The sequence below is a fragment of the Bradyrhizobium sp. USDA 4504 genome (assembly GCF_054063995.1).
In genome coordinates this window covers 7324817-7338961 of record NZ_JBSSGV010000001.1, presented here as the reverse complement: position 1 = coordinate 7338961, position 14145 = coordinate 7324817, and the positions used below count along the sequence as shown (strand labels likewise).

The window sequence follows — 14145 nt, the reverse complement described above, 5'->3', positions numbered from 1 at the left end:
ACACCGCGTCACGCGCCCGTCAAATGCGCGCAGACCGCTATTGACAGCGGCTCCTCAACTAGCCAAGTGAAGCTCCGTTTTTCAGGAAAATTCTGGGATTACCACGTGGCCAAGTCCGAGCTCGGAACCAAGCGCATTTGCCCGACCACGGGCAAGAAGTTCTACGACCTCAACAAGAATCCGGTGATCTCGCCCTATACCGGCGAAGTCGTGCCGATCGCGCCGATCGCCCCGCCGCGGGGCCGTGGCGCCACCGTCAGTTCGCCTGCGACCGCAGCCGACATGCCGGAGCCCGCCGAGGCCGAGGAGATGGTCTCGCTCGAGGAGGCCGATGCCGAGGAGAACACCGGGAAGGTCAAGGCCCAGGTTCCCGAATCCGAGGACGATATCGAGGTCGATGAGACCATCGACGACGATGACGACGACGATTCGACCTTCATCGCCGACGAGGAAGAGGGCGATGAGGACGTGACCGACATCATTGGTGACGTCGGAGGCGACGAAGAGACTTGAGATCGGCGCCGATCTATGATCAACGGTGCTGCCGCGCGAGTCGTCCAGGCCGCGCGGACCGGGATCGATCCCCCAGGATCATCCCAACTGGATAAGGGGCCATAGCTCAGCTGGGAGAGCGCTTGCATGGCATGCAAGAGGTCGGCGGTTCGATCCCGCCTGGCTCCACCAGCCTTCGCGAGCTTCGGCTCGGCAAGCCCGGATAGTCCATCGTAGCGAAGTGAGCGAAGGCTGCCGCGGCGTAGCCCAAAGGGCGGAGCCGGGCTCTCTCCGAAATCCGAATGCGTTAGCATCCACCCCATCAGCCGTGTGTTGGGGGGAACAGATGAAATACGTTTACATTCTCGAGAGCCTTGATTGCCTGCACTTCTATGTCCGGATTACCGATCTGCGGGCTAGACTGGCTAAGCACAATGCCGGGGAAGTGCCCCATACATCCAAATTTGGACCGTGGCGGCTCAAGACCTACGTCGCTTTCAGCGACGAGAAGCAGGCCGTCGCTTTTGAAAATATCTGAAGTCCGCATCCGGCCGCGCCTTCGCCAAGAAGCGCCTCTAACCGCCCCGACCGCCCCTACTCCCCCAGCACCGCATTCAGCCGGTCGCGCAGCGCGACGATCTCGTCCTTCATCGCCATCAGTTCGCCGACGGTGCAGTCCGAGGCCGCGAGGATCGACTGCGGCACGGCCTTGGCCTTTTCGCGCAGCGCGTGGCCCTGCGGCGTCAGCGCGATCAGCACCACCCGCTCGTCCGCGGTGCTGCGGGTCCGTTTGATCAACTCCGCCGCCTCCAGCCGCTTCAAGAGCGGCGTCAGCGTGCCGGAATCCAGGAACAGGCGCTCGCCGAGGTCCTTCACCGCGACGTCGTCGCGCTCCCACAGCGCCAGCATCACGAGATACTGCGGATAGGTCAGCCCGAGCCGGTCGAGCAGCGGCTTGTAGACGCGGTTGAAGGCATGCGCGGTCGAATAGACCGCAAAGCAGATCTGATTGTCGAGCCGCAGCGCCTGATCCGCGGCCGTCGGTTTCCTGGCCATGATTCCCATCGAATCCATCTCGTTTCCGGGTCATTCTGGGCTCACGGGACCGCGGATTCAATTGCGAACAATTAAATGTGAGACCGCATATTTTATATTGTGCGCAATCTATTTGCGTGCAATACATACGTCATCGAATTCAAGCCCAACCCACCGATGTCTGTGAACGTGCTCTACAAGACCAGCGCCAAGGCAACCGGCGGCCGCGACGGCCATGCGGCGACGCTCGACGGCGCACTCGACGTCAAGCTCACGACCCCGAAGGAGCTCGGTGGCGGCGGCGGCGCCGGCAACAATCCGGAGCAGCTGTTCGCGGCCGGCTATGCCGCCTGCTTCATCGGCGCGATGAAGTTCGTGGCCTCGCAGGGCGGCCCCAAGGTTCCCGCCGACGCCTCGGTGACCTCGACGGTCGGCATCGGCCCGCGCTCGGAAGGCGGCTTCGGCCTCGCCGTCGAGCTCGCGGTGTCGCTGCCCGGCCTTGCGCGCAACGATGCCGAAGCGCTGGTCGAGAAGGCCCACCATGTGTGCCCCTATTCCAACGCGACCCGTGGCAATGTCGACGTCAAGCTGAGCGTCGTCTAATTCCACATCACGCAATGGTCCGCCGCAACACGTGGCGGACCATTGCTCTTTCAGCGGCTGGTTCGCTTGGCGAACGCATGCGCCGCCTGCTGCATGGGCCTGCGCCGACGGAAGCATTGCTGCCCCGGCTGAAGACCGTTAGCTCTGGGACCCTCGTTATCTGATCCCAACTGAGCGAAGGTTGCTTCCATGAATACCCCAGCGGCTACGGGCGCGATGACCGGCCTGCGCGTGATCGATCTGACGCGCGTGCTCGGCGGTCCGTATTGCACCCAGATTCTCGCCGACCACGGCGCCGACGTGATCAAGGTCGAGCCGCCCGCCGGCGACGAGGTGCGAGACTGGGGTCCTCCCTTCCACGAAGAAGACGCGGCCTATTTCGTCGGCATCAACCGCAACAAGCGCTCGATCGGCCTCGACCTCGCTTCCGAGGGCGGACGCGCGGTGCTGATGAAGATGCTCGAGACCGCCGACGTGCTGATCGAGAATTTCAAGCCCGGCACGCTCGACAAATGGGGCATCGGCAACGACGTGCTGCGCGCGAAATTTCCGCGCCTCGTGCATTGCCGGATCTCCGGCTTCGGCGCCGACGGCCCGCGCGGCGGCAATCCCGGCTATGACGCGATCATCCAGGCGATGACCGGCATGATCGCGGCGACCGGCTCGCCGGAGAGCGGCCCGATGCGGATCGGCGTGCCGCTGGTCGACATCACCACCGGGCTCTACGCCACGATCGGCATCCTGATGGCGCTGTCGGAGCGGCAGCGCTCGGGGCTCGGCCAGTTCATCGAGACGACGCTGTACGAGACCGGGCTCGCGATCATGCATCCGCACACCGCGAACTACTTCATGCACGGCAAGCCGCCGTCGCTCACCGGCAACGAGCATCCCAACCTCGTGCCGTACGCGATCTTCCCGACCAAGACCGACAACATCTTCATCGGCGTCGGCAATGACGGAACCTTCCGCAAGCTCGCCAAGGAGATCGGCAAGCCCGAGCTCGGCACCGACCCGCGCTTTGCCCGCAACAAGGACCGCATCGCCAACCGCGATGCGCTCCGCGTCGAGCTGGCCGCGGTGTTCAGCCAGCACGAGGCCGAGCCGCTGTGCAACCGGCTGCTCGCCGCCGGCCTGCCGGCTGGCCCGGTGCAGAAGATCGACCAGGCGCTGACCAACCCGCACACCATTCATCGCGGCGACGTCATCGAGAAGGATTGGTACAAGGGCGTCGCCTCGCCGATCCGCCTCGAACGCACCAAGCCGAACCTGCGCCGGACGCCGCCGAAGTTCAGCCAGCACGCCGCGGAAGTGCTCGGCGAGTTCGGCTACTCGAAGGACGAGATCAACGGCCTGGTTGAGAAGGGCGTGGTCTGCGGTCCCCAGCGCAAGCGCTAAAGGCGTTTTCGAGCCTGTCCCGCACGCGATGCGGGATGCGCACCGGTTCGCGTCAGGACAAAGCTGGAGCGTCGGCCCGTATCGAACCGGCCGACGCATCAACACTGCGGTGCAACGTCGCGTTTGGCGCTGCACCGCACGGAGCCGGCTGCGGTCTTCGCCTTTTTTACCGCTTCCCTTCGCTTCGGCTTCCCCCCTACCATGACTTTCGTTTATACGGTCATTTGAACGTCATCCGGCGCTGATAACGCGCGCAACGAAAGATGATGTTCCAATTGGGAGGGGTTTTGATGTTCTTTCGACGACTAGGCGCTGCCGCGGCAGCCGCTGCCGCGCTTGCATTCGCGTCGCCCGCGTTCGCGGTGACCGAGATCCAGTGGTGGCACGCGATGACCGGCGCCAACAACGACGTCATCGTCAAGCTGGCCAACGACTTCAACGCCTCGCAATCCGACTACAAGGTGATCCCGACCTACAAGGGCGGCTACGCCGACACCATGAACGCCGGCATCGCCGCGTTCCGCGCCGGCAACGCGCCGCATATCATGCAGGTGTTCGAGGTCGGCACCGCGACGATGATGGCCGCCACCGGCGCCGTCAAACCGGTCTACAAGCTGATGGCCGACGCCGGCGAGAAGTTCGATCCGGGCGTCTATCTGCCCGCGATCACCGGCTACTACTCGACCTCCAAGGGCGAGATGCTGTCGTTCCCCTTCAACTCGTCGTCGACGGTGATGTGGATCAATCTCGATGCGCTGAAGAAGGCCAACATCGCGGAGATTCCCAAGACCTGGCCGCAAGTGTTCGACGACGCCAAGAAGCTGAAGGCAGCCGGCTATAACACCTGCGGCTTCTCCGGCTCGTGGGTCACCTGGGTCAATCTCGAACAGCTCTCGGCCTGGCACAATGTGCCGCTCGCCAGCAAGGCCAACGGCCTCGACGGCTTCGACACCGTGCTCGAATTCAACGGCCCGCTGCAGGTCAAGCATCTCGAGAGCCTCGTCGAGCTGCAGAAGGACAAGACCTACGACTATGCCGGCCGCACCAACACCGGCGAAGGCCGCTTCACCTCGGGCGAATGCCCGATCTACCTGACCTCGTCGGCGTTCTTCGGCAACGTCAAGGCGCAGGCCAAGTTCAACTTCACCGCGGCGCCGATGCCGTATTATCCCGACGCCAAGGGCGCGCCGCAGAACTCGATCATCGGCGGCGCCTCGCTCTGGGTGATGGGCGGCAAGTCGGCAGAGGAATACAAGGGCGTGGCCAAGTTCCTGACCTTCCTCTCGGACACCGACCGCCAGGTCTGGATCCACAAGGCCTCGGGTTATCTGCCGATCACCAAGGCCGCCTACGCCAAGGCCAAGGAAGAAGGCTTCTACAAGGACCAGCCCTATCTCGAGACCCCGCTGCTCGAGCTCACCAACAAGGAGCCGACCGCGAATTCCCGCGGTCTGCGCCTCGGCAACATGGTGCAGCTGCGCGACATGTGGTCGGAGGAGATCGAGCAGGCGCTGGCCGGCAAGAAGACCGCCAAGCAGGCGCTGGACGCCGCCGTCGAGCGCGGCAACCAGATGCTGCGGCAGTTTGAAAAGACCGCCGTCCGCTGACATGATGCCTTCGGGCATGAACCGGACAAGCGCGAAGCGGTTTTCCACCATGCCCAGACGACAAGCTAAGGCGCGATGACGATCCAACCTCATCTCATCGCGCTTTAGGGCGATCAACCGGCGGGCCGCATCCGCGGCCTGCCCTTCTTCCGAGCCCATGCAAAAGCAAGCGATTTTCCAATCAAAGCTGTTGCCTTACGCGCTGGTTGCCCCGCAACTCGCGATCGTCCTGATCTTTTTCTACTGGCCGGCCCTGCAGGCGGTGATCCAGTCCTTCCTGCTGCAGGACGCCTTCGGTCTCTCCACCAGCTTCGTCTGGTTCGAGAACTATCTCGAGCTGTTCAAGGAGCCGGCCTATTTCGAGGCGATCGTCCGAACCTTCGTGTTCTCGTTCGCGATCGCGGTCTCATCGCTGTCCTTCGCGCTGCTGCTCGCGGTGATGGCTGACAGGCCGCTGCGCGGCTCGACGCTGTATCGCACGCTGCTGATCTGGCCCTATGCGGTGGCCCCGCCGGTGGTCGGCGTACTCTGGGTGTTCATGCTGCACCCCTCGCTCGGCGTGCTGTCGCGCTATCTGCGCGCCATGGGCATCGACTGGAATCCGCTGCTCGACGGCGACCAGGCGGCGGCCCTGATCATCCTCGCCGCGGCCTGGAAGCAGATCTCCTACAATTTCCTGTTCTTCCTCGCCGGGCTGCAGAGCATCCCGAAAAGCGTGATCGAGGCCGCCGCGATCGACGGCGCCCGGCCGATGCGGCGGTTCTGGACCGTGATCTTCCCGCTGCTGTCGCCGACCATCTTCTTCCTCTTGGTCATCAACATCGTCTACGCCTTCTTCGACACTTTCGGCATCATCGACACCATGACCCGCGGCGGTCCCGGCAAGGCGACCGAGACGCTGGTTTACAAGGTCTATACGGACGGCCTGCTCGGCGGCAATCTCGGCTCGTCGGCGGCGCAGTCGGTCATCCTGATGGTCATCGTCGTCATGCTGACGGCGATCCAGTTCCGCTTCGTCGAACGCAAGGTGACCTACTGATGGTCGAGGAGGAAGGCTTCCAGCGCTATCTGGCTCACGCCATCCTGTGGATCGGGATCGCGATCGTCGCCTTCCCGGTCTATCTCGCGCTGGTCGCCTCGACCCAGGACAATGCCGTGATCGCCAACGGCCAGATGTCGCTGCTGCCCGGCGGCCATTTCCTCCAGACCTACTACCAGACGCTGTTTGTCGGCACGAGCGGCTCGACCCGCGAGCCGGTGCTCCACATGATGCTGAACTCGCTGGTCATGGCGCTCTTGATCGCGGTCGGCAAAATCGCGATCTCGATCATCTCGGCCTACGCGATCGTGTATTTCCGGTTTCCGTTCCGGATGGCGATCTTCTGGATCATCTTCATCACGTTGATGCTGCCGGTCGAGGTACGCATCTATCCGACCTACAAGATCGTCGCCGATCTGCATCTGCTCGACAGCTATGCCGGCCTGTCGCTGCCGCTGATTGCGTCGGCCACCGCGACGCTGCTGTTCCGCCAGTTCTTCATGACCGTGCCGGATGAATTGCTGGAGGCTTCGCGGATCGACGGCGCAGGCCCGTTCCGCTTCTTCTGGGATACGCTGCTGCCGCTGTCGCGCACCAACATGGCCGCGCTGTTCGTGATCCTCTTCATCCTCGGCTGGAATCAGTACCTCTGGCCGCTGTTGATCACCACGCGCGACGACATGCAGACCATCCAGGTCGGCATCCGCAAGATGATCACGACGACGGACGCGCTGACCGAATGGCCGATCGTGATGGCGACCGCGTTGCTCGCGATGCTGCCGCCGGTGTTCGTCGTCGTCGTGATGCAGAAACTGTTCGTGCGCGGATTGGTGGAGACGGAAAAGTAATGGCTAACGTCACGCTGCGCAGCGTCCGCAAGACCTATCCCGGCGGCTTCGAGGCCATCAAGGGTGTCGATGTCGACGTCGGCGACGGCCAGTTCTGCGTGCTGGTCGGCCCATCCGGCTGCGGCAAGTCCACGCTGCTCCGCATGGTCGCGGGGCTCGAGACCATCACCGGCGGCGAGATCGACATCGGCGGCCGCGTCGTGAACCAGGTCGAGCCTGCTGATCGCGACATCGCGATGGTGTTCCAGAACTACGCGCTCTATCCGCATATGAGCGTCTACAACAACATGGCCTACGGCCTGCGCAACCGCGGCATGGCCGAGGCCGAGATCAAGACCCGCGTCGAGGAAGCCGCGCGCGTCCTCGAGCTCTCGCCGATGCTGGAGCGCAAGCCGCGCCAGCTTTCCGGCGGCCAGCGCCAGCGCGTCGCGATGGGCCGCGCCATCGTGCGCCAGCCAAAAGTGTTCCTGTTCGACGAGCCGCTGTCGAACCTCGACGCCAAGTTGCGCATCGCGATGCGGGTCGAGATCCGCAAGCTGCAGCGCCGGCTCAACACCACATCGATCTACGTCACCCACGACCAGCTCGAGGCGATGACGCTCGCCGACATCCTCGTCGTCATGAACGGCGGCCAGGTCGAGCAGATCGGTAATCCGCTGGACATCTACCAGAAGCCGGCGACCACCTTCGTCGCCTCCTTCATCGGCGCCCCGCCGATGAACCTGATGCCGCTGCGCGCGGACGAGCTGAAGTCCCAGATCACGGGCGCCGACGGCGCCGGCATTGTCGGGATCCGGCCGGAGGATTTCGTGATCTCGAGCGAGACCGCATCCGGCGGCGTCGCGCTTGGCCTTACGGTCGAGGCGATCGAGCATGTCGGCGCCGAGACCTTCGTCTACGGCAGCCGCCAGCGCGAGGAGCAGGGCGTTGCCGCCAATCCGGGCGAGCTGCCGCCCGGTGAGGTGATCGTCCGGGTTCCCGGCGTCTCGGGTCCCGCCATCGGCGAGCGGATCCGGGCCGTCGCCCCCCGCGACAAGCTGCATCTCTTTACCGCCGATGGCCGCAAGCGCGTCGGGGAGTAACCGATCGGGAAGAATTTACCCCCATGTTGCGGGCGTTTAGGCTGGTTTCGGGGCTGCTTGAACGCTATCCAGATCGCCCCCATATCCCTCACTGACCGGAGGCCAGACGGCCCGCCGGTTGCATGGGGCGCCGCAAGGGCCCCTCAAAGTCGCTTCGAGAGGACTTTGTAATGTCTCGTGTTCCATCGTTGTCCAGTCCGTTCCTTCTGGGATTCGACGAGATCGAGCGTGCGCTCGACCGCGTCGTGAAGGGCGCCGACGGCTATCCTCCGTACAACATCGAGCGGTGCGACCGTACCAACGGGCAGCCTGAGCGGCTGCGCATCACGCTGGCGGTGGCGGGCTTCACCCGCGACCAACTCGATGTAACTATTGAGGAAAATCAGCTCGTCATCCGCGGCCGCCAGCAGGACGACAAGGCCCGGCAATACATCCATCGCGGCATCGCCGCGCGCCACTTCCAGCGCACCTTCGTGCTGGCGGAGGGGATGCATGTGCTGGGCGCGGATCTGAAGAACGGGTTGTTGTCGATCGACCTGGCCAGGCCGGAACCTGAACGGGTCATTAAGACAATCGCTATCAATGAGCACGAATAATAGAAACAACGAGCGGACTCGACCGCTTATCTGACTGAGGAGTCGAGACCATGAGTGAACTGAGTACCACCACCATCGAATCCGAGAGCGTCACGCCGGAAGCGCTGGCCCATCTGGGCGAAGGTCATATCGCCTACGTGAAGCAGGTCCGCTCCGAGGACGTGCCGGATCTCTTTCCGCAAGCGCCGAAGATCGCGCCGGGCCTCAAGCTGTTCGCACTGCACGCCGCCGACGGCACGCCGATCATGCTGACCGACAGCCGCGAAGCCGCGGTCGCAAATGCGTGGAGCAACGAGCTGCAGGCCGTCAGCGTCCACTGACGCAAATCTACGGCTGAATTCAGCATCCGCGAATTCAATGCGCGGGCCTGCTTCGTCACCGAGGGGGCCTGCGCATTTTTTATGGCGATGAGGTCGACGTGGCGAGCATCGGGCCCATGCTGAGCTGCACCTCGCCGGGCACGTTGTAGTCGCGCATCAGCATGCGGTTGTTGCGCAGCCCGCAGGCTTCCCGCTGCACCACGAACATCCAGAGCGCATGGCCGGCCTCCCGCACCAGGAGGCGCCGTGCCTGTTGTGTTGACGTCGATGTTTCAGCGCGCGGATGGGCGGCATCGAACTCGCGCAGCCTGGCGAGTGCCTGTTCCAGCGCGCGGCCCATGCGGCCGAGCGCACTCGCCCTCTCTTCGGCGAGCTCGTAAGCGAGAACGTCGACGGGAACGCGATCAAGGCGAAAATCGCGGGACATCAGTCATCCCTGGTTCGTTGCGCGCGTCCGTCTTCCGGCGTCATCGGCTGGTTGTCAATAGGTGCTCGTGTCTTCGATCGCCAAGCGAAAGCTCGCTCAACTTGAGCAATTCATTGCGCAGCCTTGGGCAGCGGACCATGGCCGCGGCTCCATTTCGCTCCGTGCATTTCCGTGCTGTAATAAGTTCCCGCGAGAAGCACTGCGACAAGGAATTTCCAGCACGAATCATTCGCCGCCAAATCGATTGAAGGAGATGCGACCATGCAGAAGAGCTCGCTGATCAATCTCGTTGCTTCGGTGTCGATTTCCGTCCTCGCGACAGGTGTCGCGATTTCCGCGCAGGACAAGTACAGCCTGCAGGTGCCCAACGGTCTCGCGTTCTCCGAGTTCAGGGGATACGAGGACTGGCCCGTGATCGCGATCAGCGAGAACGAAGGCGTCATCGCCGCGATCCTGGGCAATCCGGCGATGATCGGCGCCTTCCGGGAAGGCATACCCGGCAATGGCAAGCCGTTCCCGGACGGCGCCAAGATGGCGAAGATCCACTGGATCCCGAAGAAGCAGGAGGCGTATCCCGGTCAGCCGACGGTGCCGGGCGCGCAGCACGACGTCGACTTCATGGTCAAGGACAGCAAGAGGTTCGCCGACAGCGGCGGATGGGGATACGGCGCGTTCGAGTATGATCCCACCTCGGATGTGTTCAGGCCCGCCACCACGGCGGACAATCCGCCCCAGGAAAACGACGCGAAGTGCGGCCATGCGTGCCACACGGTGGTACAGAGTCGCGACTACGTGTTCACCGAGTACGGCAAGAGGTAGACACCGGATCGCACGGGCTAGCGTTGCACCAGCCGCGCGCGGATGTCCGGCTTCAGCACCTTGCCGACCTTGGAACGCGGAAGATCGTCCCAGACCTCGATCTGCTTCGGCGTCTTGATGCTGCCGATCTGCTGCTTGACGAAGGCGGCGAGCGCGGTCCCATCGACAGTGTGGCCGACGCGCGGCTGCACCACGGCGACGATCCGCTCGCCCCATTTGTCGTCGGGCAATCCGATGACGGCGCAATCCTGCACCGCCTCGTGGGCGCGCAACGCGTTCTCGACCTCGATCGAATATACGTTGAAGCCGCCGGTGATGATCATGTCCTTGGCGCGATCGACGATATAGAGATAGCCGTCGCCGTCGATGTAGCCGATGTCGCCGGTGTGGTGCCAGCCATGCGCCGAAGCCTCGCGCGTGGCCTCGGGGTTCCTGTAGTAGCCTTCCATCACCAGCGAGCCGCGTACCACAATCTCGCCGCGCGATCCCGCCGGCAACAGCTTGCCGTCGCCATCCATGATGCCGGCCTGCACCAGCGGGCCGATCCGCCCGGCCGACGAGAGTCGCTCCATCGCGATGGTGCCGTCCGGATTGTAGTGATCGGCGGGCGGCATCATCGAGATCATCATCGGCGCCTCGGTCTGGCCGAACAGCTGCGCCATCGGCCCGATCCGCTTCAAGGCTTCCGCTAGCCGCGTCGCCGAGATCGGTGCCGCGCCGTACCAGAAGCATTGCAGCGACCTGCGATCGGCCGCGTCGAGCCCGGGATGATCGAGCAGCATGTAGATCACGGTCGGCGGCAGGAAGGTGTGGGTGACGCGGTAGCGCTCGATCAGCGCCAGGAACTCGCCGATGTCAGGGTGGTGCATGATCACGACGCGGCCGCCCAACGTCATGATCGGGAAACAGAGCACGCCGGCGGCATGCGTCAGCGGCGCCAGCGCGAGATAAATCGGGCGGCCCTTGAACGGATAGCCCATCAGAGTCAGCGCGGTCATCGCCTCGATGTTGCGTCCCGACAGCATCACGCCCTTCGGCTTGCCGGTGGTGCCGCCGGTGCCCGGGATCATCGCGAGATCGTCGATCGTGGCGCGCTGATAGACATCGTCGGCGAGCCCGCCGAGCCAGCGGTCGAATGACGGCGCGAATGGCAGCTCGGCGTCGAGACAGACCAGCGCGCGCAGCTTGGGTAGGTCCTGCCGGACCGCGTCGACCATCGGCGCAAAGCTGGAATGAAACAGCAGCAGGCTGCAATCGAACTGATCGAGGATGAACTTGTTCTCGGTCGCCTCGTTGCGCGGATTGATCGGGCACCACACGGCAGCCGCGCGCGAGATGCCGAACACGCAGGCGAAAGCGAGCGGATCGTTGCCGGACAGGATCGCGACCTTCTCGCCGGGAGCGATGCCCGACCGGTCGAGCCCGCGCGCGATCCGGTAGCTCAGCCGCTGCACCTCGCCATAGCTGAGGTCGCGTCCGTCCATCGTGAGGCATGGCGCGTCAGCGCCGAGCGAGGCACCCTTATCGAGATAATCGATGAAGCGCATGGCAGGTCTCGCGCAAGGGGCGGGTGACGCGCTACTGCGTCACCCGCGGAAGGTGCGTTTTCGAGCAAAACGAAAACGCTTCAGGGAACGGAGTGTTGAGCCCCGATCCGGGCGGGGCTCAAGCTCAATCATGCACGGTCAGGACCGGCTTGCCGACCAAGCCGAAGCTGCGCAATTGCCCGAGCAGCTCGCGATGACCGAACGCCTGACAGCCGGAGGCGAAGCCTACGCGCTTGGGCGGCTGCTGCAGCAGGTGCGCGGCAGCATAGGCCTGCAACATGCCGGTCTGCTTGTAGTTGCTGTTGCCGTAGATGACGCAGTGCGCGCGCCCCAGCGGGCCGGAGGCATACACCGAATCCAGCGACTTGTTGACACGCGGGTTCTCGCGCGGCGGCATGGTGTTCATCACGCCGGCAGCGGTCTGTGCCAGCGCGGCGTAGCGCTCGTCGGGCTTCATGTCCTTGGTCGCCTCCAGCGCGGCGGCGACGATCTGCGGCACGCCCAGCATCAGCGCGCGATTGAACACGCCGCCCAGCACCTTCACGTTGGCGACGCGCGGATCCTGCTTGAACCACACCGGGTGCGACGTGCCGCCCCACGGCAGCGCCAGCGCCAGCTCGTGTTGGCCGGGGATGGCGAGGTTGTAGAGGCCGGCATCGGGCTGATGCTCGACGTACTTGTTCTGCTCCAGGTAGTAGGCCTTGGCCATCGCGGCGTTGACCAGGATGGTCTGCGTCGAGGCGATGGTCGGGCTGCCGCCCCAGAACACGGCGATATCGAGTGTGTCGAGGCCGGGCGTTTCCAGGCACAGCTGCGCGGCGATCTCGCCGGTGGTGTACATCTGCGCGGTGCCCGGCGCCAGCAACAGGCCGGCATTGGCGAATTTCGTGCCAAACTCGTGCTCGAGCGTGATCAGCCAGTCCTGCTCGCCGGTCGTATCCGTATAGTGGCACCTGGCAGCCAGGCAGGCCTGCACCACCTCGCCGCCGAACTTGGCGAAGGGGCCCACGGTGTTGAGCACCACCGAGGCGCCCTTGAACAATTCGGTCAGCGCGGCCACGGTGTGCGGCACCGACACGACCTCGTAGTCGGCGGTCTCGATGCCGGCCACGTTCGACTTCATCGCGGCGTTGAGCTTCTCGGCGCTGCGGCCAGCGGCGATGAAGGGGATGTTGTACTCGCGCAGATATTCGCAGACCAGCCGGCCGGTATAGCCGGAAGCGCCATAGACGATGACGGGCTTCTTGTCGCTCATTGCGATCCTCCGAAATGCTTGTTGTCGGCTTTGTTGCTACATGCCCATGCCGCCATCGACCGGCAGGCCGATGCCGGTGATGAATCGCGCATCGTTCGAGCACAGGAACACGGCGGCGTCGGCGATGTCGGAGACCTCCGCGAGCTTGCCGAGCGGCGTCTGCTCCACTACCGAACCGACAGCGGCGTTGACGTCGGGCGCGAGACCGATCTTCACGATGTCGTTGGCGAGCTGCAGGCCCATGTCAGTCGGGATCAGGCCTGGATAGATGCAGTTGACGCGCACGCCATAGCCGAGCTTGCCGGCTTCCATCGCGCCGACCCGCGTCATGCGGTCGACCGCGGATTTGGTGCCGGAATAGACCGCGATGCTCGGGAAGGCGATCGTCGCCGCGACCGAAGCGATATTGACGACCGCGCCGCCCTTGCCCGCGGCGCCGCCCGGCCGCATCGCGCGGAAGGCGTGCTTCATGCCGAGCACGGTGCCGACGATGTTGACGTCGCACATGCGGCGCGCGTCCTCGGCCTTGATGTCGGCGACCAGCGACGTGATCTCGATGCCGGCATTGTTGATCAGGATGTCGAAGCCGCCGAGAGTTTCGACCGTCGCTGCGGCGGCCCGCTCCCATTGCGCATCGTCAGTGACGTCGAGCTTGACGAAGCCGGTCTTGACCCCGGCCTTGGCGATCTCGGCGGCGCTGGCCTTGCCGGCGTCATCCAGAATGTCACCGATCATGACCGCGGCGCCGGACCGCGCCAATGCCTGCGCGATCGCCGCGCCAATCCCCCGGGCGCCGCCGGTGACCAGGGCTTTCCTGCCTTCAAGGCTCTTCCCACTCATGACGTAGTCCTCCCTTTGCTTGCCGATTGATGGTGGTGCTGACAGAGGCAGCGCGGGCCGGGGCCTGCGCATTTGGAGCGCAATGGTGATCGCGGCCGGCGTCGGCAGGGCGCAGCGTTGGCGCGCCCCGGCGGTGCATTTCCTCCTGGTTCGTCGATTGGTCAGCCGTCTTGACGGTTGTCCAAATTATTTCGCCAACCCTCGTCCAGGAACTTGACACTTGTCAAGTCTGAATTTGAC

General features: G+C 64.2%; 16 protein-coding genes and 1 tRNA gene. 12 read left to right on the top strand and 5 right to left on the bottom strand.

What is annotated here, in order from left to right:
* Window positions 1-105: 105 nt before the first annotated feature.
* The 3 genes from ACVMB1_RS34440 (at window position 106) to ACVMB1_RS34430 (ending at window position 1030) form a co-directional block, all read left to right on the top strand.
* Window positions 106-513: a TIGR02300 family protein gene (locus ACVMB1_RS34440; protein WP_057020408.1), complete on the top strand. Its 408-nt coding sequence runs from the start codon at window positions 106-108 to the stop codon at window positions 511-513.
* A 95-nt stretch (window positions 514-608) separates the two neighbouring features.
* Window positions 609-684, top strand: a tRNA-Ala gene (locus tag ACVMB1_RS34435).
* Window positions 685-838: 154 nt separating this feature from the next.
* Window positions 839-1030, top strand: a complete 192-nt coding sequence (locus ACVMB1_RS34430) for a GIY-YIG nuclease family protein (protein ID WP_076833793.1) — start codon at window positions 839-841, stop codon at window positions 1028-1030.
* A gap of 56 nt (window positions 1031-1086) precedes the next feature.
* Here ACVMB1_RS34430 and ACVMB1_RS34425 read toward each other — a convergent pair whose 3' ends face one another.
* Window positions 1087-1548, bottom strand: coding sequence for a MarR family winged helix-turn-helix transcriptional regulator (locus ACVMB1_RS34425; protein WP_057020441.1), 462 nt, complete (start codon window positions 1546-1548; stop codon window positions 1087-1089).
* 156 nt (window positions 1549-1704) lie between these two features.
* On the opposite strand from ACVMB1_RS34425, the gene ACVMB1_RS34420 reads away from it, so the two are divergent.
* The 8 genes from ACVMB1_RS34420 (at window position 1705) to ACVMB1_RS34385 (ending at window position 9017) form a co-directional block, all read left to right on the top strand.
* On the top strand, window positions 1705-2130 hold the full coding sequence (locus ACVMB1_RS34420) for an organic hydroperoxide resistance protein (RefSeq protein WP_076833862.1): 426 nt from the start codon (window positions 1705-1707) through the stop codon (window positions 2128-2130).
* Between the two features lie 189 nt (window positions 2131-2319).
* Complete coding sequence (locus tag ACVMB1_RS34415; protein ID WP_076833791.1) at window positions 2320-3525, top strand: CaiB/BaiF CoA transferase family protein; 1206 nt, start codon at window positions 2320-2322, stop codon at window positions 3523-3525.
* Window positions 3526-3815: 290 nt separating this feature from the next.
* Window positions 3816-5132, top strand: coding sequence for a sn-glycerol-3-phosphate ABC transporter substrate-binding protein UgpB (gene ugpB, locus ACVMB1_RS34410; protein ID WP_076833789.1), 1317 nt, complete (start codon window positions 3816-3818; stop codon window positions 5130-5132).
* Between the two features lie 157 nt (window positions 5133-5289).
* Window positions 5290-6171, top strand: coding sequence for a sn-glycerol-3-phosphate ABC transporter permease UgpA (ugpA, locus tag ACVMB1_RS34405; RefSeq protein ID WP_076833788.1), 882 nt, complete (start codon window positions 5290-5292; stop codon window positions 6169-6171).
* The gene (gene ugpE, locus ACVMB1_RS34400) at window positions 6171-7019 is read left to right on the top strand and encodes a sn-glycerol-3-phosphate ABC transporter permease UgpE (RefSeq protein WP_057020404.1); all 849 of its coding nucleotides are present in this window, start codon (window positions 6171-6173) and stop codon (window positions 7017-7019) included. Before ugpA ends, ugpE begins: the two co-directional genes overlap by 1 nt.
* Complete coding sequence (locus ACVMB1_RS34395; protein WP_057020403.1) at window positions 7019-8101, top strand: sn-glycerol-3-phosphate import ATP-binding protein UgpC; 1083 nt, start codon at window positions 7019-7021, stop codon at window positions 8099-8101. Before ugpE ends, ACVMB1_RS34395 begins: the two co-directional genes overlap by 1 nt.
* 170 nt (window positions 8102-8271) lie before the next feature.
* The gene (locus tag ACVMB1_RS34390) at window positions 8272-8697 is read left to right on the top strand and encodes an Hsp20 family protein (RefSeq protein WP_057020402.1); all 426 of its coding nucleotides are present in this window, start codon (window positions 8272-8274) and stop codon (window positions 8695-8697) included.
* Window positions 8698-8747: 50 nt separating this feature from the next.
* Entirely contained in the window at window positions 8748-9017 is a 270-nt protein-coding gene (locus ACVMB1_RS34385) for a BQ00720 family protein (protein WP_016843536.1), read from the top strand.
* A 79-nt stretch (window positions 9018-9096) separates the two neighbouring features.
* Here ACVMB1_RS34385 and ACVMB1_RS34380 read toward each other — a convergent pair whose 3' ends face one another.
* Complete coding sequence (locus ACVMB1_RS34380; RefSeq protein WP_057020400.1) at window positions 9097-9444, bottom strand: DUF6665 family protein; 348 nt, start codon at window positions 9442-9444, stop codon at window positions 9097-9099.
* Window positions 9445-9705: 261 nt separating this feature from the next.
* Here ACVMB1_RS34380 and ACVMB1_RS34375 point away from each other — a divergent pair, with 261 nt between their 5' ends.
* A complete protein-coding gene (locus ACVMB1_RS34375; RefSeq protein WP_076833784.1) occupies window positions 9706-10263 on the top strand; it encodes a cytochrome P460 family protein in 558 nt (185 codons plus the stop codon).
* Between the two features lie 17 nt (window positions 10264-10280).
* On the opposite strand, the gene ACVMB1_RS34370 is transcribed toward ACVMB1_RS34375, so the two are convergent.
* From ACVMB1_RS34370 to ACVMB1_RS34360, 3 genes are all read right to left on the bottom strand, one after another.
* On the bottom strand, window positions 10281-11810 hold the full coding sequence (locus ACVMB1_RS34370) for an AMP-binding protein (protein WP_076833782.1): 1530 nt from the start codon (window positions 11808-11810) through the stop codon (window positions 10281-10283).
* 124 nt (window positions 11811-11934) lie between these two features.
* A complete protein-coding gene (locus tag ACVMB1_RS34365) occupies window positions 11935-13065 on the bottom strand; it encodes a DUF5938 domain-containing protein (RefSeq protein ID WP_076833780.1) in 1131 nt (376 codons plus the stop codon).
* Between the two features lie 36 nt (window positions 13066-13101).
* Window positions 13102-13905: an SDR family NAD(P)-dependent oxidoreductase gene (locus tag ACVMB1_RS34360; RefSeq protein WP_016843541.1), complete on the bottom strand. Its 804-nt coding sequence runs from the start codon at window positions 13903-13905 to the stop codon at window positions 13102-13104.
* Window positions 13906-14145: the final 240 nt, after the last annotated feature.